Origin of the sequence: Mycolicibacterium gilvum (assembly GCF_900454025.1) — a bacterium.
GTDB classification, from domain to species: domain Bacteria; phylum Actinomycetota; class Actinomycetes; order Mycobacteriales; family Mycobacteriaceae; genus Mycobacterium; species Mycobacterium gilvum.
The window spans coordinates 1,360,458-1,386,885 of the sequence record NZ_UGQM01000001.1 but is presented as its reverse complement, the minus strand read 5'-3'; the positions used below and the strand labels follow the sequence as shown (position 1 = coordinate 1,386,885).

Genomic DNA, 26,428 nt, shown 5'->3' with positions numbered 1-26,428 from the left:
CGCTGTGTTCACAGCCGATTTCAGCGGGTCCGTCCGCGCCACCGTGTGATCCGGCGCAGTCCTCGCCGCCCATCGGCGTGTCGCGCGCCCCGTTCCCCCGGAGAACGGGCAGATAACAGCGCTGCAACAGATCATCGACACCGTCAGGTGGCGGCCACCGGGATGCCGACCTACCGATACAGTTGGGCGCGATGTCCAATGTCGCCGCCGGAGCGGCTCCGTGAGCCGCCCAGGATCCCCCGCGCTGACCGTTCGTTACGACGGATCCACCCACACCTTCGCGGCGGGCAACGACGTCGTCGTCGGCCGCGACCTCCGGGCCGACGTCCGGATCGCCCACCCGCTGATCTCACGTGCCCACCTGGTCCTGAGATTCGACCAGGGCCGCTGGATCGCGATCGACAACGGCAGCCTCAACGGCATGTACGTCAACGGCAGGCGCGTCCCCGCCGCCGACATCTCCGACGGGGGCCAACTTCACATCGGCAACCCCGACGGGCCGCTGCTGACGTTCGAGGTGGGCCGCCACCAGGGCTTGGCGGGCACTCCGCCGTCCACCACCGCCGTCCCCGTCCCGGGACGCTCCAGCGCGACCTGGCCCGCCCAGCATTCCGGCCCGACGGGACGCCCGCCGGTGCAACGCCCGCCCACCGGGCCCTACCCCGGAGCCGGTGCGTACCCGCCCGGCGGCCCCCGGCCCGTCCCCGCACCGCCCCCACCGGCGGCGCAGTCGCGCCCCGCGCACGTCCAGCAGCCCATCTCGGCGCCCGCGATGGACCCCGTCACCGTGATGGGTCCGGCCGCGGCGCCCCGTTCCAGCGGCAGCGACGGCAACATCGCGACCAGCATGCTGAGGATCCTGCGGCCCGGTCGACCCGCGGACGTTCCGGCCGGCTCGATCAAGATCGGCCGGTCCAGTGACAACGACATCGTCATCCCCGATGTGCTCGCGTCCCGCCACCACGCGACGCTGGTCCCGACGCCCGCGGGCACCGAGATCCGCGACAACCGCAGCATCAACGGCACGTTCGTCAACGGGTCGCGGGTCGACAGCGCGATCCTCACCGACGGCGACACCGTCACCATCGGCAACGTCGACCTGTCGTTCCGCGACGGCAAGCTGGTCCGCCGCACCGAGACCGCGGCCGCGACGGCCACCGGCGGCCTCGACGTCCACGGCGTCACCTGGACCATCGAGAACAACAAGACCCTCCTGGAGAACATCTCGATCTCGGCGCGGCCCGGCACGCTGACCGCCATCATCGGCCCGTCCGGAGCGGGAAAGTCGACGTTCGCGCGGCTGGTCGCCGGCTACACGCACCCGACGACCGGTCAGGTGTCGTTCGAAGGCCACGACGTGCACGCCGAGTACGCCTCGCTGCGCTCCCGCATCGGGATGGTCCCCCAGGACGACGTCGTACACGGCCAGCTCACCGTCCGCCAGGCGCTGATGTACGCCGCCGAGCTGCGGCTGCCGCCGGACACCACCAAGGCCGACCGCGAGAAGGTCGTCAACGAGGTGCTCGAAGAGCTGGAGATGACCAAACATCTCGACACCCGCGTCGACAAGCTCTCCGGCGGCCAGCGCAAGCGCGCCTCGGTCGCGCTGGAACTGCTGACCGGCCCGTCGCTGCTGATCCTCGACGAGCCGACCTCGGGTCTCGATCCCGCGCTGGACCGGCAGGTCATGACGATGCTGCGCCAGCTCGCCGACGCGGGCCGCGTCGTGCTCGTCGTCACGCACTCACTGACCTACCTCGACGTATGCGATCAGGTGCTGCTGCTGGCGCCGGGCGGCAAGACCGCCTTCTACGGCCCACCCAGCCAGATCGGCTCTGCGATGGGCACCACCAACTGGGCCGACATCTTCAGCTCTGTGGCCGGCGACCCTGAGGCCGCCGCGGCCCGCTACCTGTCGCAGAACGGGCCGCCGCCGCCGCAACCGCCGGCCCTGACACCGTCGGAACTGGGCAACCCGACCCGCACCAGCCTGCGACGGCAGCTCTCGACGATCGCGCGCCGCCAGATCCGGTTGGTCATCTCCGACCGCGGCTATTTCGCGTTCCTGATGCTGCTGCCGTTCATCATGGGCATCCTCTCGCTGTCGGTGCCCGGCGACGTCGGGTTCGGCGTCCCCAAGACCGCGCTCGAGGGTGGTGAGGCCCCCAACGAGCCGGGCCAGATCCTGGTGATGCTCAACGTCGGCGCGATCTTCATGGGTACGGCGCTGACGATCCGCGCGCTGATCGGTGAGCGGGCGATCTTCCGGCGTGAGCAGGCGGTCGGGTTGTCCACCTCCGCCTACCTGTTGGCCAAGGTCGTCGTGTTCACCGCGTTCGCGATCGTGCAGGCCGCGATCGTCACCACCATCGCGATCATCGGCAAGGGGTGGGGCCCCGGCGCGGTCGACAGCGGTGCCGTGGTCGGTGACCGCAGCATCGAACTGTTCCTCGACATCGCGGTGACCTGTGTGGCGTCGGCGATGGTGGGTCTGGCGCTCTCGGCGCTGGCCAAGTCCGCCGAGCAGATCATGCCGCTTCTTGTGGTCGCGATCATGAGCCAGCTGGTGTTCTCGGGCGGCATGATCCCGGTGACCGACCGCCTGGTGCTCGATCAGATGTCGTGGTTCACGCCCGCGCGGTGGGGGTTTGCCGCGTCGGCGTCGACGGTCGACCTGATCCGGCTGGTGCCGGGCCCGCTGACACCGCAGGACCGACACTGGGAGCACACGCCGGGCACCTGGCTGTTCGACATGGGGATGCTCGCGTTGATCAGCGTCGGCTACCTCGCCCTGGTGCGATGGCGCATCCGCCTCAAGTCCGCCGGCTGAATTGGTTGAATCGCACAGCTTCTGCTGACGATGTCCGTACGCTCGCCCTCGGGACCATGGGGGGATTGAGTTGTCGGATAACGACGAATCGCGTCGCGCGGCTGCGATCGAAGCGGCGCTGGACGAGGTTCAGCAGTGGGGTGTCGATCGATTCCGGCTCGAAGGGGTCGCGCACCGGGCGAAACTCAGCCCCGACTACGTCCGCCAGATCTGGGGCAGCGAAACCGAACTCATCGCCGAGGCCCTCCTGAGCTACAGCCAGGCCATGATGGAGCTGCCCGACACCGGTTCTCTGCACGGTGATCTCACCGGGCTGGCGCTGGCCCTGGCCGACTATCTCAACGAGCCGGTGGGCCGGCGGATCTCCCGGATGCTCGTGATCGACAGCAAGTCTCAGGCCGTCGACCGCGACACCCGGGCCCGCTTCTGGACGGTACGCCGGGCCATCGTCGAGGACATCTTCCGTCGCGCAGCCGAGCGGGGAGAACTGCGCGACGATGTGAGACACATCGTCGCCTTGCAGTTGCTCACCTCTCCGCTGCACACCTTCGCGCTGTACTCCGAGGATCCGATCCCCCCGGAGTACTGCCGCACGATCGCCGATCTGGTGGCCCGCGCGATCCGTGCCGACTGACTAGCCGAGCAGCCAGTCGTTCGGCGAGAACAGCTCGCAGTGCACCCGCTCGGAGGTGAATCCCCGATCGGTCAGCTGACCGCGCACCGCCTGCACGAAACCGTTGTTCCCGCACAGGTATACGTGCGCGTCGGCGGGCAGGTCGATCGCCGACAGGTTCATCAGCCCGGCATGCGCCCCCGGTGCGCCGGCGGTCACGCCGTCCTCGTACCAGACGTCGAGACGCGCGTTGGGCAGCGCCTCGGCGAGTTCGTGTTGACGCTCCCGCAGCGGATGCACCCGATCGCTGCGATCGGCGTGCAGCACCTGCACTGATGCCTCGGGCGCCGACGCGGCCAGGTACTCCAGGATCCCGATCATGGGCGTGACGCCGATACCGGCCGAGATCAGGACCAGCGGCGCAGCGCCGTCGGGCGCGGGCAGATCGCCGAAGGGCACCGTCACGTCGACGATGTCACCGACGCACAGATTGGCCGAGATCCACGACGACACCTCCCCCGCGGGGGCATCGGCGACCGGCCCGACCGGCTTGACGGCGAACGTCAGATCCGCGGTGCCGGGAGCGTTGACGAGGGTGTACTGACGAAGCTGGCGGGCGCCGTCGGGCAGGGTCACGCCGACCGACACATACTGCGCCGGAATCGAACCGGTGAACGGACGGCCCTCGGGACGGACGGTGATCAGCACCACGCCCGACGGGTCGTCGACGCGGGACACCACGGTGGCCCGGCGGTACACGTCGCCGTCGGTGACGCCGGCCGCCTTGTACAGGTCACGCTCGAGGGCGATCAGCGTGTCGGCCATGATCCAGTACACCCGGTCCCAGGCCGCCGCCACATCCGCGGTCACGGTGTCGGCGCCGAGGACCTCGACGATCGCGGCGAACAGATGCTCGTGCACGATCGGATACTGGTCGGCGGTGACGCCCAGCGAGGCGTGCTTGTGCCCGATCCGCGACAGCAACTCCGCGGGGTGCGGCAGGTCCGGATCGATCAGGTGGGTCGCGAACGTCGCGATGGACGCCGCCAGTGCGCGCTGCTGCGCCCCCTGGGCCTGATTGCCGCGGTTGAACAGATTGCGCAGCAGTTCGGGATGGGCGGCGAACATCCGCCGGTAGAACTCCGTGGTGATCTCGTCGATGTGCGCGCCGACCAACGGGAGCGTCGCGGCGATCATCTCTGCGTGCGCGGCTTCCAGTTCGGCGGGGGCGGCGGTGACGTTGGGGGCCATCGGAATTCCTTTCACTTGGACTGTCACCGACGCTAGTAAATTCCGCATACGGGATGCGACTTTTCCGGCTATGGGGTCAAACACGCGACGACGTGCGGTTTTTTGACCAGCGACGATGGGCGTCAGCCGCCGATATCGAGGCCGTGGGCCGCGGCGAACGCGAGCGCCTGGGGGAGGTCGACCTTCGCGGCACGCAGTCTGGCGGTGGTCCAGAACGTGGGGTCGACACGGGCGCCGCGCAGGTCGGCACCGTCGAACTTGGCGTCCTGCACCCTGGCGCCGGTCAGATCGGCGTGCGCCAGCACCGCCTCACGCAGGTCGGTGCCCACCAGGCTGGTCTCCCGCAACCGGCAGTCCGACAAATCCGTCTTGCGCAGGTCCACCCCGGCCAGCACCGCGAGCGTGAAGTCGACCTCCACCAGCGTCAGCGGGCGCAGGCGACATTCGGTGAACGTCGAGCCCAGGAAGCTGCAGTGCCGGAACGTGCTGTGCCACAACGATGTCCGACGGAATGTGCAGTTGCGGAAGGCCGATCCGGTGTGGTCGGAGTCCGACAGGTCGGCACCGGTGAAGTCGCACTCGGTGTAGACGACGCGTTCGGTGCGCAGACCGCTGAGGTCAGCGTCGCGGAAGTCGTGCCCGTCGAACTCGCGGTCGGCCTCGCGGGGGTGTGTGCTGTCCACGCGTCAGCCCGCGGGCGCGAGCCGGCTCAGCGCGTACTCGGCCACCGCGATCAACGCCGACTTCGCCGACTCGCGACTGCGGGCATCGACGGAGATCACCGGGACGTGTTCGGCAAGCGCCAATGCCTCGCGCACCGCGGGCAGCGGGTGCCGCGGGGCGCCGTCGAAGTCGTTGACGGCAATCAGGAACGGCAGCTTGCGCGCCTCGAAGAAATCGACCGCGGCAAAGCTGTCCTCCAGCCGTCGGACGTCGACGAGGATGACGGCGCCGATCGCGCCGCGGATCAGGTCGTCCCACATGAACCAGAACCGCCGCTGCCCCGGCGTGCCGAACAGATAGAGCACCAGGTCGTCGTCGAGGCTGATCCGCCCGAAGTCCATCGCCACGGTCGTGGTGGTCTTGTCGGGGGTTGCGGCCAGTCCGTCGAGACCGGTCGACGCGGTCGTCACCAGCGCTTCGGTGCGCAGCGGGACGATCTCTGACACTGCGCCGACGAACGTCGTCTTGCCGGCTCCGAAGCCGCCGGAGATGACGATCTTGGTCGACGCCCGTCCGCGGGAGTCAGAGTGCCCTGAGACCACGCAGTGTCCTTCCGATGAGTGCTCGTCGTTCGTCTGGCGTCGCAGCCTCCCCCAGGGTGGCATGGACCTGCAGATAACCCTGCAGCACCAGGTCTCCGACCAGTACCCGCGCCACGCCGAGCGGAACCGAGAGATGTGCGGCGATCTCGGCGACGGAGGGACGTGCGTCACACAGCGCGACGATCCGGCTGCGGACGTCGCCGGCCGGCCATACCGGCGGCGGCGCGGACTTCGCGAGACCGACCGACGCCTCCAGGGGCAGCGTCACGCCGCTCTCGGTGCGGCCCGAGGTCAGCGTGTAGGGACGGACCAGACTGGGGGCCGGATCCTTGCGTTCGTGCGCGCCCATGCGGCGCTACTGGTGCTGACGGGGGCGCCGCGGCGCCTGGACGACGGCGCCGACCCGCTCCACGAGGATCGCCATCTCATAGCCGATCTGGCCGATGTCGCCGTTGCGGGCGGTCAACGTCGCCAGGTGGGAACCGTCGCCGACGCGCATCAACAGCAGGTAGCCGTGTTCCATCTCGATGACCGACTGCAGGACGTGGCCGCCGTCGACGAGCTGCGCGGCGCCGGTGGACAGGCTGGCCAACCCGGACGCCACCGCGGCGAGTTGATCGGCGCGTTCCTGCGGGATGTGCCCGCTGGCCGCCATGAGCAGACCGTCGGCCGAGACCAGGATCGCGTGGGTGACACCCGCGACGTCCTGGGCGAACCTCGCGACGAGCCAGTCGAGCGACGAGTCCGGTTGTGGCGGTTGCAGATTCATCAGCGGTCGTCTCCCGCGGCTTCCCGCGCATGACGGCGCCCGGCGTGGACGCCGCCGAAGTGGCCGCCGAGGCTCGCGCGGACCGCGTCCGGATCGCGCACCGGGAGCGGATGTCCGTTCTCGGTGTCGGCGTGCCCCGGGATCAGGCGCGCCCCGGGCCGGCGGACCGGCAGGCCCTCGGGGGTGCGGTGGCGCACCGGCGCGGCGTCGGCGGCCTCGGCCGCCGACCAGCCGTTGTCCCACACCGACTTCCAGTTCAGATCGCTGCTGTGGGACAGCTCGTGCGGGTCGACGAGCCACTCGGAGAGCATCTTCTGATAGATCGCGTCGTCGTGGTCGATGTCGGCGTGCCCGGGCCGCGGTGTCTCGACGGGTGGCGGCGGCTCGACGGGTGGCGGCGGCTCGGGACGACGCTGGGGCAGCACGTCGGCGGGCGGCACAACCGGCGCCGGAGGCGGGGGCGGTGCCGGCGCCGGTGTCGGTGCGGGTGCCGGCGCAGCCGGACGGACGTCGCGGGCCTGCACCGGCGGCGCCGCGCGACGGACCAGGAGCCGCGCCGGGATGTACACCCCCGCGGTCGTCCCCGAATCGGGTTGTCCGGCAACCGTACTGCGCAACCTCGCGACGAGGCCGTGCTGGGCGGCCAGGCGGCTGACCACGAACAGACCCATGTGCCGGGCGGTGTACGGGTTGACCTCGCCGCCGGACTCCAGCCGCATATTGGCGACCCGCAGGTCGGCCTCCGTCATTCCCAGGCCGGTGTCGCTGACCTCGATCACCAGACCGTTGTTGTCGGTCGGCACCGCAGAGACCCGCACCTGGGTGTGCGGCGGTGAGTACCGCAGCCCGTTGTCGAGCAGTTCGGCGAGCAGATGCACGAGGTCACCGGCCGCGCTCGCGGCCACCTCGCTGTCGGGCAGGTCGCCGGTCACGATGCGGGGATACTCCTCGACCTCGGACGCGGCGGCGTTCACGATCGCCGCGACCGCCACCGGCTCCGCGCGGTCGTGGGAGATCCGGGCACCGGCCAGCACCAGCAGGTTCGCGCCGTTGCGTCGCATCCGTGCCGCGAGATGGTCGAGCTGGAACAGGCTCTGGAGCCGGTCGGGATCCTCTTCGTCGCGCTCCAGGCCGTCGATCAGCGAGAGCTGCTGCTCGACCAGCGACCGGTTGCGCCGCGACAGCGTCTCGAACATGTCGGTGACCTGCAGCTGCAGCCGGGCCTGCGCACCGGCCAGCACGAGGGCCTGCTGGTGCAGTTCGTCCACGGCGTGGGCGACCTGCCCGACCTCCTCGGTGGTGTGCACCGGAATCGGGTCGACCGCGAACTCCTTGCCGTCGTCGCGCACCCGCTCGACCTCGCGGCCGAGGTCGTCGTGCGCGACCCGCAACGCGCTGTCACGCAGGGTGCGTAACGGCCGCACCAGGGAACGCGCCACCCACAGCACCAGGATCAGAGCGACCAGGATCGCGGCTCCGACGAGCACGGAGTCCCGGATCGCCGCGGTACGCGCGTCGTCGGCCTGCCGCGACACCCGCGCCGGGATCTCGTCGGCGATCCGGTTGATCAGGCTCTGGGCGATATCGGCGGTGATCTTCTGCGACATCAGCAGTTCGGGATTGCCGACCAGCACGACGGCGGGATCGGACAGCAGCGACATGCGCCGGACCATCTGCGAGCGCAGGGCGTCCGCACGGTCGCTGGCGCCGCCGAGGAAAGTACCCATCGCGGTCACGGTGGCGGGTTCGGTTCCGGCCAGCGTCACCATCGCCGAGCGCAGCAGCGGTTCGGGAAGCTCGCCGCCCCGGGTGACGAGCATGTCCTGCATGGCCATCTGGCCCCGTGCTCCCACCGCGCGGGAGAGCACGTCGGCTTCGGTGCGCACCGAATCCTCGTCCGAACCGACCGATCCGGTGAGCGCGGTCTGCGCGGTGATGAGGAGCGGCCCGAACGTCATGACCTGGGTGCGCAGATCCATCTCCGCGGCGCCGATCCTGTCCAGCAGGTTCTGTCCGTACTCGAGCAGGGTGTTGGTGGCAAGACGCACGCTGTCGTCGACATCGGCGCCCTCGAGCACCCGCGACAACTCGGCCTTGCGGAAGTCGAACTCGCCCAGCGCCGCCGCGGGATTGCCGCCTCCGCCGGCCGTGACCATCGCGTTCTGCAGCGCGGCCATGTAGTCGACGACGGCGGGCACCATCTGGGCGCGGTCTGCCGCGTGGGCCAGTTCTCGTGCCTCGACAGTGCTCGCGGAGATCCGCAGCCCACCGAACACACACGCCAACACCAGCGGCACCGTGACCAGCGCCAGCACTTTCACCCGCACCGGCCAATTCGGCGGCGCCCAGCGCGACGGGCGCTGGTCGGGTCTCAATGATCGAGCCATCGTTCGTGGGGCTTCCTGCGGGGGCACGCCGCGTCGGGCGTGGATGCTGGGCCTGGCAACCCGACGAGTATGCCAGTCGCGCTGCCCGGCTACCACCGCTCGGGACGCCGGCACCGACCGGCAAACAAGCTGATAGACCCGTGGTTTCGCGGCGCGGCAAACACCGGTCGCGGAGGCCGAACCGAGAGTCGATCGTTATCCCTCCGACGCTGGGCGGTGCGCGCGACGAGGAACAATGGATCGAGTAAGCCGCGATTGGCGGCGCTCCCGAAGGGTAACCAGCCCGCACAACGGAGGTGCGAAGATGGTTCGAAACGGTGTCGAGGTGGCCGTGCTGGCCGACGCCTCGGAAATCGGTGACTCCCCCCTGATGCGAGCCATGAGCAGCGAGGTCGTCGACCTCGACACGCTCGACGGCCTGATCTCTATCGCCAGCTACGAGACATCCCTGGACTGACGCCGTAAAACGGCCGGCTACTTGCGCCGTAGAACGGCCGTCTACATGCGCCGTAGAACCGCGACCAAAAACCCGGAGTCTTCCCGCCACGGCCTCAGATCCCACGTCGACAACAGCAGGTCCGGCACGAACCCGGCTCCGGCCGCGTCGTCGAGAAACTCGGCGAAGTCGTAGTCGCGGTCGGCGCCGAAGCCGATCACGGCGCGACCCTCGGCCGCGAGGTGCGTCCGCAGCCGCCGCAGAACCTCACCGCGGGTGCTCGGGGCGAGGAACGTCATGACGTTGCCCGCCGAGACGATCACGTCGAACGGTTCGGCGATACCGCGGGCCGGCAGGTCGAGTTCGGCCAGGTCGCCGACGAGCCACGTCGCACCGGGGTGGTCCTGCTCGGCCGCCTCGATGAGCACCGGATCGACGTCGACACCGACGACGTGATGACCCGCGGCGGCCAGGTATCCACCCAGCCGGCCGGGCCCACAACCTGCATCGAGGATCCGCGCCCCGCGCGGCACCATCGCATCGACGAAGCGGGCCTCACCGAACAGGTCGTCACCGGCGCGGGCCATGGCCCGGAAACGCTCGATGTACCACCGGGAGTGCCCGGGATCGGCGGCGACCTTCTGCATCCACAGACTCGTTTCGGCCATGCTGGCATTATCCCGTTGTGTTCAACGTGCTGTTCTACTCGCCGCGGATCGCACCCAACACCGGCAATGCGATTCGCATGGTGGCCGGCACCGGATGCGCGCTGCATCTGGTCGAGCCGCTCGGCTTCGACCTGTCCGAGCCGAAGCTCCGGCGCGCGGGTCTGGACTACCACGATCTGGCGTCGGTCACCGTGCACGCCGACCTGCACGCAGCGTGGTCGGTGTTGATGCCGGCGCGGGTGTTCGCGTTCACCGCGCACGCGACGACGTCGTTCGCCGGCATCGGCTACGAGCCCGGCGACGTGCTGATGTTCGGGCCCGAACCGACCGGCCTGGACGAGGCCACGCTGGCCGACCCGCACATCACCGAGCAGGTGCGCATCCCGATGCTGAGCGGCCGCCGCTCGCTGAACCTGTCCAACGCCGCCGCGGTCGCGGTGTACGAGGCGTGGCGCCAGCACGGGTTCGCCGGCGCCGTCTGACAGCAGGCGCTACCAGGTGTTCCAGTGGGTGAGCTGCTCGGCGGGCAGTCGCTTGGCCTTCTTGAATTCGGTGCCCTTGGTGTAGGCGATCGGGAACAGCCCGCCCTGGGAGTACTTGTCGAACGGGATCCCGAGAACCTCGGCGGCCTGCTTCTCGCCGTCGCCGATCAGGTGCAGCGTGGTCCACGCCGACCCCAACCCCCGGGAGCGCAGCGCGAGCATGAAGCTCCACACCGCCGGGAGCAGGGACCCCCAGAAGCCGGCGGACATCCCGGCCGGTGCGCCGTCCGGCCTGCCCTCCAGGCACGGGATCAGCATCACGGGCGCCTCGTGCAGGTGCTGGGCCAGGTACTTCGCCGAGTCGACGACCAGCGGCGTGCGTTCGTCGCGCACGTCACCGAACGTGGGCTTTTCGGCCTCCAGGTACGGGTCGGCGGCGATCCGGTAGATGTCGGCCAGCGCCTTCTTCTTCTCGGGGTCGTCGACGAACACGAACTGCCAGCCCTGCGCGTTGGAGCCGGTGGGTGCCTGCAGCGCGATCTCGAGGCATTCGTTGAGCACCTCGCGCGGCACGGGCCGGTCGAAGTCCAGCCGCTTGCGCACAGAACGGGTCGTCGTCAGGACTTCGTCGGCAGAGAGGTTGAGCGTCATCGTCCCGAGACTACTCAGCGGAAGTCGCGCGACTTCGACGCGACCTTCATGTTGATCGGACCCATCCGGTCGGCGACCACCGTGACGGCCCCGGTGGCGTTCTGCACGATGCCGCGGACCACCAGCGCCGACGCGGTCTGCGCCAGTTTGCGGTGCCGGGCCCAGATGCCTTGGGAGCAGAGCACATTGACCATACCGGTCTCGTCTTCGAGGTTCATGAACGTCACCCCCTGCGCGGTGGCGGGCCGCTGCCGGTGCGTCACCGCCCCCGCCACCAGCACCCGGGTGCCGTCGCGCACCGACAACAGCCGGTCGGCGGGCACCACGCCCATCGCGTCGAGGTCTTCACGCAGGAACTCCGTCGGGTAGCGGTCCGGGGACACCCCGGTCGCCCACACGTCCGCGGCCGTCAGCTCCAGTTCCGTCATGCCGGGCAGGGACGGCACCTGCGAGGACGAACCCACCCCCGGGAGCCGATCCGGCCGTTCGGTAGCAGCCGCGCCCGCCGCCCACAGACCCTCCCGCCGGGTGATCCCGAAGCATCCCAGTGCACCCGCGGTCGCCAGCGCCTCGGTCTGCGGGACCGTCAGCTGCACCCGCCTGGTCAGATCGGTCAGAGACACAAAGGGGCCGTTGAGATTTCGGTCCTCCACCAGACGTTGCGCCAACTCCTCGCCGATGTGGCGGACGCTGCCGAGACCGAGTCGCACGTCGAGTCCGTGGTTCTCCAGCGTGGCGTGCGCGAGGCTGGCGTTCACGTCCGGCCCGTGCACGTCGACGCCGTGCCTGCGGGCGTCGGCGACCAGCGTCTGCGGCGAGTAGAAGCCCATCGGCTGCGCGCGCAGCAGTGCCGCGCAGAACGCCGCGGGATGGTGCAACTTGAACCACGAGGAGTAGAACACCAGCGACGCGAAGCTCAACGAATGACTCTCGGGGAAACCGAAATTCGCGAACGCCTCCAGCTTCTCGTAGATCCTGCGCGCGACGTCTCCGCTGATGCCGTGCAGCTCGGCCATGCCCTCGAAAAACCGCCCGCGCAGCCGGCGCATCTTCTCCGTCGAGCGCTTGGAGCCCATCGCCCGGCGCAGCTGGTCGGCCTCGGCCGCCGAGAAGCCCGCGCAGTCGACCGCCAGCTGCATCAACTGCTCCTGGAACAGCGGCACCCCCAACGTTTTTCGCAGTGCCCGCTCCATCGAGGGATGCTCGTAGGTGACCGGCTCCTGACCGTTGCGCCGCTTGATGTAGGGATGCACCGAGCCACCCTGGATGGGGCCGGGCCGGATCAGCGCGACCTCGACCACCAGGTCGTAGAACATCCGGGGCTTGAGCCGGGGCAGGGTCGCCATCTGCGCCCGGGATTCCACCTGGAACACCCCGACGGAGTCGGCCCGCTGCAGCATCTCGTACACCGCCGGTTCCGAGAGGTCGAGCTTGGCCAGATCCACCTCAAGGCCTTTGTGTTCGGCCACCAGGTCGATCGCGTAGTGCAGCGCCGAGAGCATACCGAGCCCCAACAGATCGAACTTGACCAAACCGATTGCGGCACAGTCGTCTTTGTCCCACTGCAGGACGCTGCGATTCTCCATCCGCGCCCACTCGACCGGACACACGTCGGCGATCGGACGGTCGCAGATCACCATGCCGCCGGAGTGGATCCCCATGTGCCGGGGCAGGTTGGAGATCTGCATGGCCAGGTCGATCACGGGCTCCGGGATGTCCTCGACATGGGTGGCGTCGGCCAGATTGCCCCACTGGCTGATCTGCTTGCTCCAGGCATCCTGCTGCCCCTGCGAGAATCCCAGCGCACGGGCCATGTCGCGCACCGCGCTGCGTCCCCGGTAGGTGATCACGTTGGCCACCTGGGCGGCGTACTCGCGCCCATAGCGCTCGTAGACGTACTGGATCGCCTTCTCGCGCAGGTCGGATTCGATGTCGATGTCGATGTCGGGTGGCCCGTCGCGGGCCGGGGACAGGAAACGTTCGAACAACAACCCGTTGGCGATCGGGTCGACGTTGGTGACCTTGAGCGCGTAGCAGACTGCCGAGTTGGCCGCCGACCCCCGACCCTGGGACAGGATCGCGTTCTCCCGACAGAACCGGGTGATGTCGTGCACCACAAGGAAATAACCCGGAAAGTTCAACTGCTCGATGACCCGCAGTTCGTGCTCGATCTGGGCGTAGGCGCGCGACGCGCGCTCGGGGGGGCCGTAGCGTTCGCGGGCGCCCTGCATCACCAGATGCCGTAACCAGCTGTTCTCGGTGTGCCCCGCCGGGACCTCGAACGGCGGCAACTGCGGGGCGATCAGCGCAAGGCCGAACGCGCACTGCTCACCGAGATCGGCGGCGGCCGTCACCACCTCGGGGCAGTGGGCGAACAGCCGTGCCATCTCCTCCCCCGACCGCAGATGCGAACCACCCAGCGGGGCAAGGTAACCCGCTGCCTCGTCGATCGAGTTCCGGGCCCGGATCGCGCCCATCGCCATCGCGAGCCTGCCCCGGGACGGCTCGGCGAAATGCGCGGCGGTGGTGGCGACGACGGTGAGGCCGAACCGCGGCGCCAGCGCGGCCAGGGCGGCATTGCGTTCGTCGTCGAGCGGATGGCCGTGGTGGGTGAGCTCGACAGTCACCCGCTCGCGGCCGAACCGGTCCACCAGATCGGCCAGCGCGGCCTCGGCAGCACTCTCGCCTCCACGCAACAGCGCCTGGCGGACATGACCCTTGCGACATCCGGTGAGGATCTGCCAGTGCCCGCCCGCGGCCTCGGTCAACGCGTCGAAGTCGTAGCGCAGCACCCCTTTCTCACCACCGGCCAGATGCGCCGCGGCCAGCTGCCGCGACAGTCGCCGGTAGCCCTCCGGCCCGCGAGCGAGCACCAGCAGGTGCGGGCCGGGCGGGTCGGGGACGTCGGTGCGGGTTCCCCCACCGAGGGACAGTTCGGCCCCGAAGACCGTGTCCACGTCGAGCTCCTTGGCCGCTTCGGCGAAGCGCACCACACCGTAGAGCCCGTCGTGATCGGTCAGCGCGAGGGCCCGCAGACCCAGCCGGGACGCCTCCTCCACCAGTTCCTCGGGAGTGCTCGCGCCATCGAGAAAGCTGTAGGCCGAGTGGGCATGCAGCTCGGCGTAGGGCACCGAACGCCCCGTCGCGGGACCCCTCGACTCCGGCGCCCGGTACTGCCCCCGCTTGCTCGACCAGGCTGGACTGTCCCCGCCGTCGCCGACCTGTGCGTCGATGGGCCAACCGGCGCGACGGGGCTTGCCTTCGAGGACGCGACGCATCTCGCCCCAGCTCGGCGGACCGGTGTGCCAACCCATGCCGAAAGCTTATCGAACATCCGTTCGACTGTCAGGCGGGTCTGTTCTGCTCCGGCCAGTCGTCGCCGTTGTCGTCACCCTCACCGAGGTCGGGCCTCAGCACATAGCGGACCTGGTTTCCGCCGGCCATCCGCGCCTGCTCGATGGCCTGCTGCGAGATTGCGATCAGCTTGTCGAGGACCTCGTCGGGGGGCTCGGCCGCCAGCGGTGGCAGCGGCGTGACCACCACGCCGATGCTCGCCGTCAGGCGTTGCGGGGTCGCGGCGATCGCACCCCGGATCCGCTCCACCAACGGAGACGCATCGGAGGTCGTGAACGTATCGGCGATCACGAAATCGTCGTCGGAGACGTGCGCGACGATCGCGTTGTGGCGCACCGTCTCGCGCAGCGCCTGCCCGACCGTGACGCGTGCACGGTTGCCACCGCCCGAACCGGACAGACCCAGCAACAACGAGAAGCTGTCGATGTTCACCGCGACGAACACCAGGTACTGGTCGTCGCTGCGACTCCGCGAGGCCAGCAGAGTTGCCACAGAGTTGTAGAACGCATCCCGGTGCAGCAGCCCGGTGAGCTGTTCGATGTCGCGGTGGTGCGCGTCGGGCTTGAGGAGTCTGATGACGGTGCGGCAGGAGATCGCCACGAACACGTTGATCAGAACCGCGATGACCAGCCCGGTGAGCGCCACCGCGAGGTCGGTCGACCCCATCCGGACCACCAGCACCGCGAGCACCAGCGCGCCGACCGTCCAGCTCAGCGCCAGCACCCTCGCAGCGTGGAAGCACACGATGAAGATGGTCAGCGGCACGAAGGCCGCGGTGCCGAGAAACCCGGCGAACGGATCGGCGACCAACAGGGAGGAGATCCCGATGCCGAGCGCTCCCGCCGCGACACACGCCAACGACTGCGCGCGGGTGGGCCAGTGTTCACGCAGCCACAGCATCGCCATCGCCAGCGAAGCGATCACCACGATGCCCGCGAGGATCTGCGCGACCAGCGACTGAGGACCGAACACGCCGGCGATCACGCCGAGAGGAAGCAGCCCGAACGCGGCGATACACGCCGCGACCAGCCGACCTGTCGCCGTCTGGAACCCACGCGCGGTCAGTATCGCGGTGAACCAGTAGTACTGGTCGAACCGCCAGACCGCAGGCGCGAGGGAATTGGCGGACAGCCTCCGCAAACCCTCGAACATCCGACCCACCCCGTCCCGTACACCGAACCGGACTGCACAACCCCCCGCGCCCAGCGAAACGCTATCAGCCCAGCAAACAATTGCCCAGCAAGAATACTCGCCGGTCACCTCTGATTGTCGACGAATTCCACCTCCCCGTCCTCCAGAACCGACCGGGAGTCCGATCCGTCAGCGTTCGCCGCCTCGGTGCGGAACACCCCGCGACCCGATTCCACGCGCCAGATCGAGGTCGTCAGCGTGTCGCCGGGCAGCACCGGCGCGACGAAACGGGCCGCGATCGCGGTGATCCTGGTGGCGTCACCGCCGCCGAGTTCGCTCACCAGGGCGCGGCCCGCGACACCGTACGTACACAACCCGTGCAGGATCGGACGGCGGAATCCGGCGAGTTGAGCAAACCACGGATCGCTGTGCAGAGGGTTGCGGTCACCCGACAGGCGGTAGATCAGCGCCTGGTCTTCGCGGGTGGGCAGAGAAACCCGGGCGTCGGGTTCGCGATCGGGCACCGGCGGCGCCGTCGGCCTGCTGCCGGGCTGCCCGCCGAAACCGCCCTCCCCGCGCAGCACCAGCGTGGTCAGCGTTTCGGCGACGACGGCCCCGGTGTCGGGATCGCGGCCGGTCCCCTTGAGCATCACCACCGCGTTCTTGCCCTCACCCTTGTCCTGGATGTCGGCCACCTCGCTGACCACGCTCAGCGCCCCCGCGGCAGGAAGCGGGGAGAAGACGCGGATGCGCTGCGAGCCGTGGAGGAGCCGACTGAAGTCGAAGGACCCGATCTTCGTGATCGCCGCGAACGGCGAACAGGCGATCACGGCGTAGGTGGGCAGGACCTGCTGGGTGACGTCGTGGCTGTTCTCCGTGGTGAACGCGAGATCGTCGGTGCCCGCGCCGACGCCGAGGGCGTACAGCAGGGTGTCGCGGTCGGTCCAGCGGAAGATGGCTGGCGGTGTGCTCGCGCCGAGGGCGCCGGGATCGATCGGCATGGCGCGACAGTAACCGTGTTGACTGACACCCCGCGGCAGGTCAGCATGTCCGGCATGCGCTATGTCGTTACCGGCGGTACCGGATTCATCGGCAGCCGGCTCATCGGACGCTTGCTCGCCCGCCCGGACGTGACCGCCGTCCACGTGCTGGTCCGTCGCGGCTCTCTCGGCCGGTTCGAGCGGCTGGCCCGCGACTGGGACGACCGGGTACACGCTCTGGTCGGCGACCTCACCGACCCTGACCTCGGCCTGACCGATGCGACGGTCGCCGAGCTCGGACCCGTCGACCACGTGGTGCACTGCGCGGCGATCTACGACATGACCGCTCCCGAGAACCGCCAGCGGGCGGCCAACGTCGAGGGCACCCGGGCGGTCATCGCGCTGTCCCGGCGGCTCGGCGCGACCCTGCACCACGTCTCCTCGATCGCCGTGGCGGGGACCCATCCGGGGGTCTTCACCGAGGACGACGTCGACGTCGGCCAGGAGCTGCCGACGCCCTATCACCGCACCAAGTTCGAGGCCGAACAGCTCGTGCGAGCCGCCGACGGGCTGAGGTTCCGCATCTATCGGCCCGCGGTGGTGGTCGGGGACTCCCGCACCGGGGAGATCGACAAGATCGACGGTCCGTACTACTTCTTCGGCGTCCTGTCGGCTCTGGCGGCGCTGCCCCGTTTCACACCGATGATGCTGCCCGATGTCGGACGCACCAACCTCGTGCCGGTGGACTTCGTCGTCGACGCGCTCGACGCGCTGATGCACGCCGACGGTCGCGACGGCCAGACGTTCCACCTGACCGCACCGAAGAACACGGGGCTGCGGGGCATCTACCGCGGCGTCGCCCGCGCCGCCGGGTTACCCCCGCTCGTCGGGGTGCTCCCCCGTGCGGCAGCCGCACCGCTGCTGCAGGCGTCCGGGCATGCCAAGGCGATTCGCAACATGGCCGCCACGCAGCTGGGCATTCCCGGCGAGGTCCTCGACGTCGTCGAGCTCGCGCCGACGTTCACCTCCGAACACACCGACGAGGCGTTGGGCGACAGTGGGATCAGCGTGCCGGAGTTCGCGTCGTACGCCCCGGGGCTGTGGCGGTACTGGGCCGAGCACCTCGACCCGAACCGCGCGCGCCAGGACGACCCGGCCGGGCCGCTCGTCGGCAGGCACGTGGTCATCACCGGGGCGTCGAGTGGCATCGGACGCGCGTCGGCGGTCGCGGTAGCGGCCCGCGGCGCGACCGTCTTCGCGTTGGCGCGCAACGCCGAAGCCCTCGACGACCTGATCGCCGAGATCCGCGAGTCCGGCGGCGACGCACACGCGTTCACCTGCGACGTGACCGATCCCTCAGCTGTCGAGCACACGGTCAAGGACATCCTCGGCCGCTTCGGGCACGTCGACTACCTGGTCAACAACGCGGGACGTTCGATCCGCCGCTCGGTGACGGCGTCGACCGACCGGTTCCACGATTACGAACGGGTGATGGCGGTCAACTACTTCGGCGCCGTGCGGATGGTGCTGGCTCTGCTCCCGCACTGGCGTGAACGCCGGTTCGGACACGTCGTCAACGTCTCCAGCGCCGGGGTGCAGGCCAACAACCCCCGCTACAGCGCCTACATCCCGTCCAAGGCGGCGCTCGATGCGTTCTCCGAAGTGGTTGGCGCCGAGACGCTTTCGGATCACATCACCTTCACCAACATCCACATGCCGCTGGTGAAGACGCCGATGATCGCACCCTCGGGCCGGCTCAACCCCGCCCCTGCCATCTCCCCCGAGCACGCGGCGGCGATGGTGGTCCGCGCACTGGTCGAGAAGCCCGCGCGTATCGACACCCCGATCGGGACGGTCGCCGACCTCGGCATGTACCTGACCCCGAAGCTCGCCCGCCGCGTCCTGCACCAGCTCTATCTGGGCTTCCCCGATTCGGCTGCCGCACAAGGAATCGCCGAGAATGACCGGGTGCACTCCGCAACCCGCACCCCGGAGCGCGAGCCCTGGCCGCCGAGGCGTCCCGTGCCGTCAGTGCGCATCCCCTCGGCGGTCAAGCAGGCAATCCGACTGGTTCCCGGCGTGCACTGGTGAGCGGCGACAGCCACCCTGTCTTCCTCGACGTCGACACCGGTGTGGACGATGCGATGGCTCTGGTCTACCTGCTCGCCAGCCCGGAGGCCGATGTTGTCGGCATCGCCTCGACGGCGGGAAACGTCGGCGTCGACGATGTCTGCCGGAACAACCTGGCACTGCTGGAGTTGTGCGGCACCACCGGGATTCCGGTGTCGCGAGGGTCGGCGACCCCACTGGTCGCGCCGCTGCGCACCGCGGAGGACACCCACGGCCCACGGGGGCTCGGATACGCGCGACTGCCGGAGCCGACGACGACGCTGACCGACCACGACGCCGCTCAGGCCTGGGTGCGTGCCGCCCACGACCATCCGGGCGAGCTGATCGGGATCGCCACCGGGCCGCTGACCAACCTGGCGCTCGCGCTGCGGGCCGAACCTGCTTTGCCCCGACTGCTGAAGCGACTGGTGATCATGGGCGGCGCGTTCGACTACCGGGGCAACACGACGCCGGTGGCCGAATGGAATGTCAGCGTCGACCCGGAGTCGGCCGCCGAGACGTTCTCGGTGTGGAGCCGGTCGGGCGCCGAGCATCTCCCGATCGTGTTGGGGCTCAACCTCACCGAGCACGCCGAGATGACACCGGAGCTGCTGCGCCGCCTCGCCGAAGCTGCCGGGTCCACGTCGACGCAGATGTCGGTGTCCGACGTCCGCGGTACCGCGTCGACGGCGTCCAACCCGCTGATCCGGGTCCTCGAGGACGCGATGCGGTTCTATTTCGAGTTCCACCACGATCAGGGCGAGGGCTATCTGGCCCATGTGCACGATCCGCTCGCCGCCGCGGTCGCCTTGGACACCACCCTGGTGCGATACCGGTCCGCACCGGTGGACGTCGAGCTGACCGGCACCCTGACACGGGGGATGACGATCGCCGACTGGAGTGGGCACTGGGGACGCGAACCCAACGCACTCATCGGTGTCGAGGTCGACCCTGCGGTGTTCTTCGACCGGTTCATCGCGCGCGTGGGCGCCTTCGCCGCCGCGCTGGATCACTCGTAAACCCCTTCCAGGTACCACCTCCTCTGCCGGTAACACAGCAGCAGCGCCTGCGTCTCGTCGATCAGGACCTGCGCTCGCGCCGTTCTGCCACTCTTGGATGAAGGGTCCCACCACCGTTCGTCGACCGGCCACGGCCCGGCCCACCACGACAGCTGCCCCGACCGGCCGGGGGCATGGAGCCGGGACGGCTCGGCGGAGAAGAGCCCGCGTCCGGTGACCCGCACCGGGTTCCCCTCGGCGTCGAACAGCTCGACCGGGTCGTCGAGCAGCACGGTCGGCGACGGCTCCGGAAGTCGTCCGGGCCACGGCTGGTCCGGATTCGCCTGCGGCACAAGCTCGTCGCCGAACGGGGTCAAGGTGATCCGTTCCGCGGGACCCCGGCCGCCACTGAGCACCGGCACCTTGACGGCCTCGGGACCCAGCAGACCCTGGACCCGGACCAGCGCCCGGCGCGCCCGCAGCCTGTCCTGCTCCCCCACCCCACCCCAGAGCGGAAGTTGCAGAGCTTCTGCCGAGACGACCTCGACGGGACGCAGACGCAGCACGGTGATGGGCGCGCCGGGCCGGCCGTATCCATCCCCCGGTCGCTTCGCTCCTGCCCGCCGGTCAGGATTGCGCCGGTTCAGCCAGCCGTCGAGCTGCCACCGCACCCTGTCGGCGGTGGCGTCCTCGGTCAGCGGCTCGGCACATCGCCAGACACGTTCCAGCTCTTGACCGTTGGCGGTCACCGCATGAATGGCCAGCCGGGTGCAACCCACCCCTGCGGCCTCCAGGCTGCGGTGCAGCACGCCGGCCAGCGACCGGCCCGCGAACGCTGCCGCATCGACGCGGTCGATCGGCGGGTCGCAGTTCATCACCGCATCGAGCTCGGCCTCGGGTTCGCGTCCGGACGGGCCGCGGGCCGGTTCCCCGCGGGCGATACGGTGCGCGGTGACGCCGTCGGCCCCGAACCGGGACGCGACATCGCTGCGGGACAGCTCGGCGAACTGGCCGATCGTGCGGATTCCCATGCGCCACAGGAGATCGACCAGCTCCTCGCGAGAGGCGGACGCGAGGCTCGGTTCGCCGGACAGTTGCCGGATGGACAATTCCGCCAGGAACGGCCCGTCCCCGCCGGGGTCGATGATCCTGCCCACCCGCGCCGCGAAGACGGCCGTGGGCAACTGATCGGCGATGCCGACCTGGCATTCGGCACCGACCGCGGCCACCGCATCGACCAGACGCTCCGCGGCGGCGACTTCAGATCCGAAGTACCTCGCAGCGCCCCGCACCGACAGTGCCAGCAGGCCGGGCCGCAGGACCTCCGCCCTGGGCACCAGCTCGTCGACCGCGAGCGTGACATTCTCGAAATGCCTTGCGTCTCGGGCCGGATCGGCGGCAGCCACGTGCAGCTCGGGACAGCGGGCCTGGGACTCCCGCCGCCTCAAGCCCCGCCTCACCCCGGCCGCACGCGCCGCGGCCGAACACGCGATGACCCGGTTGGCCAGCGTGACGGCGACCGGCGTCGTCGGCGGCAGCTCGGCCGCTGCCGACGCGGCGACGGCGGGCCAGTCCATGCACCAGAGCGCGAGCACCCTGCCCGCCATCTCAACCGCCCACGACACGCGCCGAAGGCCCGACCGAACGGCCCCTGGCGCGCATGGCCAACCGCACCCTGCCGATCCGGCCGCAGCCGGGGGTGGGCACCCCGCCCTGTCCACCGGCGATCTCGTAGCCGCTGACGTGGGCGTCCAATCGCGCGGAGGCGCCCTGCCAGTCGCCGTCGGTCACCAGCAGTGTGCATCCCCGCTGCCGGGCCCGGGCCACCACCGACCTGGCCCGAGTCGCCGGCACCGTCCGTCCGCCCAGACCGAGGACCACCAGGTCCATCCCGTCCATCAGGACCGCCGCCACCTCCACCGGATCGGCCCCGGGTTCCGGGATCACCGCGACCCTGCTCAGGTCGGCGCCCATCTCCGCCGCAGCCAGCAGCCCGACGTCCGGCTGGCCGATGATCGCCACATGACCGCCCTGCGCCGTCACGGCCGCCACCATGCTCAGCTGTAGCGACCTGGCCCCCGAAACCACCGCCACGGTCCCGCGCGGCAACGAATCCGGAAGCAGTTCTGCCAGCGAATCAGGCATCGGCAGCAAAGAATCCGGAGTCTCGGAAACCGGCGTCGGCTGCGGCACCGGCGCCACCGCGCGTCGACTTCCGCCAACCTTCCCCGACACCGCCGCCATCTGCTTGCGGAGCTGTTCTACCTGTTCAGCACGTGTGACAGAGCATCGCCCCACACTCTGCGGTGTCGCCACAACTGCACCTTTCACACCATCTGACCCACGCACTGTTCGAAACTTTGTTCGATGTCGCCAGTAAACACCTCGGCACCGACAAGCGTCAACAAGACGGGGACCGCCCAGAGTTCCATCATCAAATGGTGACATTGACAAATGTCACCATTAGGAGTTGCATCCGACAGATGGCGATCGACATGGATGCGATGCTGGCGAAGATCAAGGATCGACAGTGGGCCCTGGCCGACATCGACTGGACGGCGCCGGGCGCCGACAGGATCACCGACGAACAGCGGCCCAAACTCAAGGCGTTCATGGCCGACCTGTGCTGGATCGAGAACATCGGCGCTCGTGGCTTCGCCGCCCTGGCCAAGAAGGCGCCCACCCCGACCATCGCCGAGATCTACCGCTACTTCCACGCCGAGGAACAGCGGCACGCCAATGCCGAACTGGCGCTGATGAAGCGGTGGGGCATGCTCGACGAGGCGAGCGGAGAGCTCCCCGAACCGAACGTCAACATCCGGATGGCGATGGACTGGCTCGACACCTACGCCGACGACATGTCGCTGTCCATCCTGGGCACGGTGATCCCGATGCTGGAGGTCGCACTCGACGGCGCGCTGCTGAAGTTCCTCCTCGAAGAGGTCGACGACCCAGTCTGCCACCAGGTCTTCGAGAAGATCAACAACGACGAATCACGGCACATCGCCGTCGATTTCGAGGTGCTGAACATGATCGGCCATGCCGACGCCCGCCGCCTGGCCATCGAGTTCGTCGGCAGCGTCGCCACCCCCGGACTGATCATCGGGGCGATCATGTACATCCCGTTGCTCAACCGGATCCGCAACGAGATCGTGGGCATGGGCCTGGAGCCCGAGCGCCTGTACAACGCGGTCAAGAGGTTCCAAAGCCTCGGTGAGCGAGGAGAATTCAGCCACCGGGTGCCCACCTACCAGGTGCTCAAACGGCATGCCGCGGCAGTCGTCAACCCTGACCATCCCTACCACCTGCTCGCCAACTCGCTGGTGTGGGTCTCCGAACGCTACCCCAGGAGGTTGCTCCGCCCGATCCCGAGCTGGTTCAAAGAACTCACCCACGAACCGGCGGCCTGACGTGCCGCCCCGGGCCCTTCGCGGCGTCGACACCTACCGCGGCCGCCGCATCGACGCCGAGAAATGGTCGGACCACCACGATTTCGCGGGCCGACGCGTCGCGGTGATCGGCATCGACTCCCTCACGGTGCGGATCATTCCCGAACTCGTCGAGCACGCCGGCTTCGTCAAGGTGTTCCAGGACGTCCCACGTTGGGTGCTGCCGCAGCTGTTGGCTGAAGTTCCTGCCCCGCAAGCGATTATCGCGCGGCTTGCCAAGGCCTACCTGCGTACCCAGGTCCGAGATCCGTGGCTGCGCCGCCAGCTGACACCCGACGCCGCGCCCGAACGCACCCACACGCTGGTGTCCGGCGGGTACTACGCGGCGCTGCAGCGGGACAACTGCAAGCTGATCGACTGGCCGATCGCCACTCTCAGCCCGGTCGGCGTCCGCACCAGCGACGGCGTCGAACACCACCTGGATGCCATCGTGTTCGGGCACACCATCGGGTCCGGGGACGATGCCGCGTGCCACGACAGGCAGTATGTTCGCTGATATGTCCGGCCCGATCCAGACCATCCTGCGCCGGCTGCGCCGAGGGTCCCGCGACGTCATCGAGAACGCGGTGTCGCAGCTGTTCGATGCCGCGGTGCAACCGCACGACAACGCCGAGTCCGGTGAATACCGCATCGAGGAACTGGCCAGGCTGGCCGGAACCACGACCCGCAACATCAGGGTGTACCGCGACCGCGGGCTGCTGCACCCGCCGCTGCGGGTGGGCCGCGTGGCCCTGTTCAACGACACCCACGTGACCCGGTTGCGCCTGATCACCTCGATGCTCGACCGCGGATACAACCTCGCCCACGTCGACGAGATGCTCTCGGCATGGGAGCAGGGCAAAGATCTCGGCGACATGCTCGGCCTGGAGTCGGCGATCGCGGGAAGCTGGGCCGTCGAGAAACCCCAGCGGATGCTGACGGCCCAAGCGCGCAGACTGATCGACGACCCGGCCGGCTTCGAGCGCCTGGTCGGCCTCGGCATCATCCGCCTCGAGGACGACCACGCCACCATCGTGCGCCCGACCCTGGTCGAGGCGTTCACCGAGATCCGCCGGCACGGCGTGGCACTGGACAAGCTGATCGACGTCCACGAGCAGGTAACACCGCTGCTGGATCAGATCGGCGCGATCCTGGTGCAGGCCGGCCTCGACGAGGTGCTCGACAAGATCAACCCCGGTGCGGCCATGCCCGACGACGTCGAGGTCGCCGAACTGATCACCACGTTGGTCCGCTTCCGCACCCACGCGGTGTCGGCCGTCGGCGCCACCCTGGCGTTCTCCATCGAAGCGCAGGTGGAATCGGTGGTCGCCGAACTGCTCGGGGACCTGATCAGTAAGAGCGCCGAGGCCGCCGGTGAGTAGTCACTCCCATTCGATGGTGCCCGGCGGCTTGCTGGTGATGTCGAGCACCACCCGATTCACCTCGGGCACCTCGTTGGTGATCCGGGTCGAGATCCGTTCCAGCACTTCGTAAGGCACCCGCGTCCAGTCCGCCGTCATCGCGTCCTCGCTCGACACCGGTCGGAGCACGATCGGATGGCCGTAGGTGCGCCCGTCGCCCTGCACTCCGACCGAGCGGACATCGGCCAGCAGAACCACCGGGCACTGCCAGATCTGGTGGTCCAACCCGGCAGCGGTGAGTTCCTCGCGGGCGATGACGTCCGCGCGCCGCAGCGTGTCGAGCCGGTCCGAGGTGACTTCGCCGATGATCCTGATGCCCAGTCCCGGACCCGGGAAGGGTTGGCGCGCAACGATTTCCTCGGGCAGACCGAGTTCCCGACCGACGGCGCGCACCTCGTCCTTGAACAGCAGCCGCAACGGTTCCACGAGGGCGAACTTCAGGTCGTCGGGAAGGCCTCCGACATTGTGGTGGCTCTTGATGTTCGCGGTGCCGGACCCGCCGCCCGACTCCACCACGTCGGGATAGAGGGTGCCCTGGACCAGGAACTCCACGGGCACATCCGAGCCGTCCGAGCGCTCCACCGTGTCACGCACCGCGCCCTCGAACGCGCGGATGAACTCGCGCCCGATGATCTTGCGCTTGCCCTCGGGATTGGTAACCCCCGACAGGGCTTCCAGGAAGCGGTCGGCGACGTCGACGGTGACCAGATTCGCGCCGGTCGCCGCGACGAAATCGCGCTGAACCTGTGCCCGTTCACCCGCCCGCAGCAGGCCGTGGTCGACGAACACGCAGGTGAGCCGGTCGCCGATGGCACGCTGCACCAGCGCGGCCGCCACCGCCGAGTCCACACCGCCGGACAGACCGCAGATGGCGCGCCCGTCGCCGATCTGGTTGCGCACCTGCTCGACCAACGCCTCGGCGATGTTGGCCGGCGTCCAGGCCGCATCGATACCGGCGAATTCGTGCAGGAAGCGGCTGAGGACCTGCTGACCGTGGGGGCTGTGCATCACCTCGGGGTGATATTGCACACCGGCCAGTCGACGGGCGCGGTTCTCGAACGCCGCGACGGGTGCGCCGACGCTGGTGGCGACGACCTCGAACCCCGACGGGGCCTCCGTCACCGCGTCGCCGTGGCTCATCCACACCGGCTGGACCTCCGGCAGGTCCGAATGAAGTTCTCCGCCAGCGACTTTCAGCTCGGTACGGCCGTACTCGCTGGTTCCGGTGCGGGCGACGGTGCCGCCCAGCGCCTGCGCCATCGCCTGGAACCCGTAGCAGATTCCGAACACCGGGATGTCGAGGTCGAACAGCGCGGGGTCCAGTTGCGGGGCGCCGTCGGCGTAGACGCTGGACGGGCCACCGGAGAGGACGACGGCCCGCGGGTCGCGGGCTTTGATCTCCTCGATGCTCGCGGTGTGCGGGATGACCTCCGAGAAGACCCGGGCCTCGCGCACACGCCGGGCGATGAGCTGGGCGTACTGCGCGCCGAAGTCGACGATCAACACGGGGCGGGGATGAGCAGATTCCACCGGGTCAGTCTAGTGAGCTTCCGGGGCGACGTGATCGCCGGAGCGCGCGGCGATTCGGCGAACCCCCTGGCCACCGACCACACTGCAACGCTACCGGCGACCACATCGGCTCCCCCGAGCACTGC

At 69.2% G+C, this 26,428-nt stretch carries 22 protein-coding genes and 1 pseudogene; 9 read left to right on the top strand and 14 right to left on the bottom strand.

The window, feature by feature from the left end; genetic code table 11:
* Nucleotides 1-220 precede the first annotated feature (220 nt).
* The gene (locus tag DYE23_RS06540) at nt 221-2,830 is read left to right on the top strand and encodes an FHA domain-containing protein (RefSeq protein ID WP_115326798.1); all 2,610 of its coding nucleotides are present in this window, start codon (nt 221-223) and stop codon (nt 2,828-2,830) included.
* Between the two features lie 70 nt (nt 2,831-2,900).
* Nucleotides 2,901-3,464 (top strand): TetR-like C-terminal domain-containing protein, encoded by a 564-nt coding sequence (locus DYE23_RS06535; protein ID WP_115326797.1) that lies wholly within the window; start codon nt 2,901-2,903, stop codon nt 3,462-3,464.
* Here DYE23_RS06535 and DYE23_RS06530 read toward each other — a convergent pair whose 3' ends face one another.
* From DYE23_RS06530 to DYE23_RS06505, 6 genes are all read right to left on the bottom strand, one after another.
* A complete protein-coding gene (locus DYE23_RS06530; RefSeq protein WP_115326796.1) occupies nt 3,465-4,694 on the bottom strand; it encodes a globin domain-containing protein in 1,230 nt (409 codons plus the stop codon).
* A 122-nt stretch (nt 4,695-4,816) separates the two neighbouring features.
* Nucleotides 4,817-5,377: a pentapeptide repeat-containing protein gene (locus DYE23_RS06525; protein ID WP_099962617.1), complete on the bottom strand. Its 561-nt coding sequence runs from the start codon at nt 5,375-5,377 to the stop codon at nt 4,817-4,819.
* A gap of 3 nt (nt 5,378-5,380) precedes the next feature.
* Nucleotides 5,381-5,959: a GTP-binding protein gene (locus tag DYE23_RS06520; protein WP_099962616.1), complete on the bottom strand. Its 579-nt coding sequence runs from the start codon at nt 5,957-5,959 to the stop codon at nt 5,381-5,383.
* Nucleotides 5,940-6,308 carry a DUF742 domain-containing protein gene (locus DYE23_RS06515; protein WP_115326795.1) on the bottom strand — a complete coding sequence of 123 codons (369 nt, stop codon included), beginning with the start codon at nt 6,306-6,308 and terminating at the stop codon, nt 5,940-5,942. The genes DYE23_RS06520 and DYE23_RS06515 overlap by 20 nt, the downstream gene beginning before the upstream one ends.
* A gap of 6 nt (nt 6,309-6,314) precedes the next feature.
* Nucleotides 6,315-6,728, bottom strand: a complete 414-nt coding sequence (locus DYE23_RS06510; RefSeq protein ID WP_115326794.1) for a roadblock/LC7 domain-containing protein — start codon at nt 6,726-6,728, stop codon at nt 6,315-6,317.
* The gene (locus DYE23_RS06505) at nt 6,728-9,115 is read right to left on the bottom strand and encodes a HAMP domain-containing sensor histidine kinase (protein ID WP_115326793.1); all 2,388 of its coding nucleotides are present in this window, start codon (nt 9,113-9,115) and stop codon (nt 6,728-6,730) included. Before DYE23_RS06505 ends, DYE23_RS06510 begins: the two co-directional genes overlap by 1 nt.
* Before the next feature lie 304 nt (nt 9,116-9,419).
* Between DYE23_RS06505 and DYE23_RS30785 the strand changes: the two genes are divergently transcribed.
* Nucleotides 9,420-9,572 carry a hypothetical protein gene (locus DYE23_RS30785; protein ID WP_013472632.1) on the top strand — a complete coding sequence of 51 codons (153 nt, stop codon included), beginning with the start codon at nt 9,420-9,422 and terminating at the stop codon, nt 9,570-9,572.
* Nucleotides 9,573-9,613: 41 nt separating this feature from the next.
* Here DYE23_RS30785 and DYE23_RS06500 read toward each other — a convergent pair whose 3' ends face one another.
* Nucleotides 9,614-10,219, bottom strand: coding sequence for a class I SAM-dependent methyltransferase (locus tag DYE23_RS06500; protein WP_115326792.1), 606 nt, complete (start codon nt 10,217-10,219; stop codon nt 9,614-9,616).
* A gap of 17 nt (nt 10,220-10,236) precedes the next feature.
* On the opposite strand from DYE23_RS06500, the gene DYE23_RS06495 reads away from it, so the two are divergent.
* On the top strand, nt 10,237-10,701 hold the full coding sequence (locus DYE23_RS06495) for a tRNA (cytidine(34)-2'-O)-methyltransferase (RefSeq protein WP_115326791.1): 465 nt from the start codon (nt 10,237-10,239) through the stop codon (nt 10,699-10,701).
* A 9-nt stretch (nt 10,702-10,710) separates the two neighbouring features.
* Here the strand turns inward: DYE23_RS06495 and DYE23_RS06490 are convergent, their stop codons facing one another.
* From DYE23_RS06490 to DYE23_RS06475, 4 genes are all read right to left on the bottom strand, one after another.
* Complete coding sequence (locus DYE23_RS06490; protein WP_115326790.1) at nt 10,711-11,352, bottom strand: nitroreductase family protein; 642 nt, start codon at nt 11,350-11,352, stop codon at nt 10,711-10,713.
* Nucleotides 11,353-11,366: 14 nt separating this feature from the next.
* Nucleotides 11,367-14,666, bottom strand: coding sequence for an error-prone DNA polymerase (locus DYE23_RS06485; RefSeq protein ID WP_115326789.1), 3,300 nt, complete (start codon nt 14,664-14,666; stop codon nt 11,367-11,369).
* Nucleotides 14,667-14,697: 31 nt separating this feature from the next.
* Nucleotides 14,698-15,858 carry a GGDEF domain-containing protein gene (locus DYE23_RS06480; RefSeq protein WP_115326788.1) on the bottom strand — a complete coding sequence of 387 codons (1,161 nt, stop codon included), beginning with the start codon at nt 15,856-15,858 and terminating at the stop codon, nt 14,698-14,700.
* 104 nt (nt 15,859-15,962) lie between these two features.
* Entirely contained in the window at nt 15,963-16,838 is an 876-nt protein-coding gene (locus DYE23_RS06475; protein WP_011895726.1) for a MaoC/PaaZ C-terminal domain-containing protein, read from the bottom strand.
* Nucleotides 16,839-16,892: 54 nt separating this feature from the next.
* Between DYE23_RS06475 and DYE23_RS06470 the strand changes: the two genes are divergently transcribed.
* Together DYE23_RS06470 and DYE23_RS06465 are read left to right on the top strand one after the other, a co-directional pair.
* The gene (locus DYE23_RS06470; RefSeq protein WP_218566995.1) at nt 16,893-18,908 is read left to right on the top strand and encodes an SDR family oxidoreductase; all 2,016 of its coding nucleotides are present in this window, start codon (nt 16,893-16,895) and stop codon (nt 18,906-18,908) included.
* Nucleotides 18,905-19,945, top strand: coding sequence for a nucleoside hydrolase (locus DYE23_RS06465; protein WP_099962609.1), 1,041 nt, complete (start codon nt 18,905-18,907; stop codon nt 19,943-19,945). Before DYE23_RS06470 ends, DYE23_RS06465 begins: the two co-directional genes overlap by 4 nt.
* Here the strand turns inward: DYE23_RS06465 and DYE23_RS06460 are convergent.
* Both DYE23_RS06460 and imuA' read right to left on the bottom strand, forming a co-directional pair.
* Nucleotides 19,936-21,531 (bottom strand): DNA polymerase Y family protein, encoded by a 1,596-nt coding sequence (locus DYE23_RS06460; RefSeq protein WP_115326787.1) that lies wholly within the window; start codon nt 21,529-21,531, stop codon nt 19,936-19,938. The two genes, DYE23_RS06465 and DYE23_RS06460, sit on opposite strands and share 10 nt — an antisense overlap.
* A gap of 1 nt (nt 21,532) precedes the next feature.
* Complete coding sequence (imuA', locus tag DYE23_RS06455; protein ID WP_013472640.1) at nt 21,533-22,240, bottom strand: DnaE2-dependent mutagenesis accessory factor ImuA'; 708 nt, start codon at nt 22,238-22,240, stop codon at nt 21,533-21,535.
* Between the two features lie 167 nt (nt 22,241-22,407).
* Between imuA' and DYE23_RS06450 the strand changes: the two genes are divergently transcribed.
* From DYE23_RS06450 to DYE23_RS06440, 3 genes and pseudogenes are all read left to right on the top strand, one after another.
* On the top strand, nt 22,408-23,334 hold the full coding sequence (locus tag DYE23_RS06450) for a hypothetical protein (RefSeq protein ID WP_011895731.1): 927 nt from the start codon (nt 22,408-22,410) through the stop codon (nt 23,332-23,334).
* Nucleotides 23,333-23,809, top strand: a pseudogene (locus tag DYE23_RS06445) (NAD(P)/FAD-dependent oxidoreductase); the annotation flags it as partial. The gene DYE23_RS06450 and the pseudogene DYE23_RS06445, both read left to right, overlap by 2 nt.
* Nucleotides 23,810-23,870: 61 nt before the next feature.
* Nucleotides 23,871-24,734, top strand: a complete 864-nt coding sequence (locus DYE23_RS06440; RefSeq protein ID WP_013472641.1) for a MerR family transcriptional regulator — start codon at nt 23,871-23,873, stop codon at nt 24,732-24,734.
* On the opposite strand, the gene guaA is transcribed toward DYE23_RS06440, so the two are convergent.
* Complete coding sequence (gene guaA, locus DYE23_RS06435) at nt 24,735-26,303, bottom strand: glutamine-hydrolyzing GMP synthase (RefSeq protein ID WP_011895734.1); 1,569 nt, start codon at nt 26,301-26,303, stop codon at nt 24,735-24,737.
* Nucleotides 26,304-26,428: the final 125 nt, after the last annotated feature.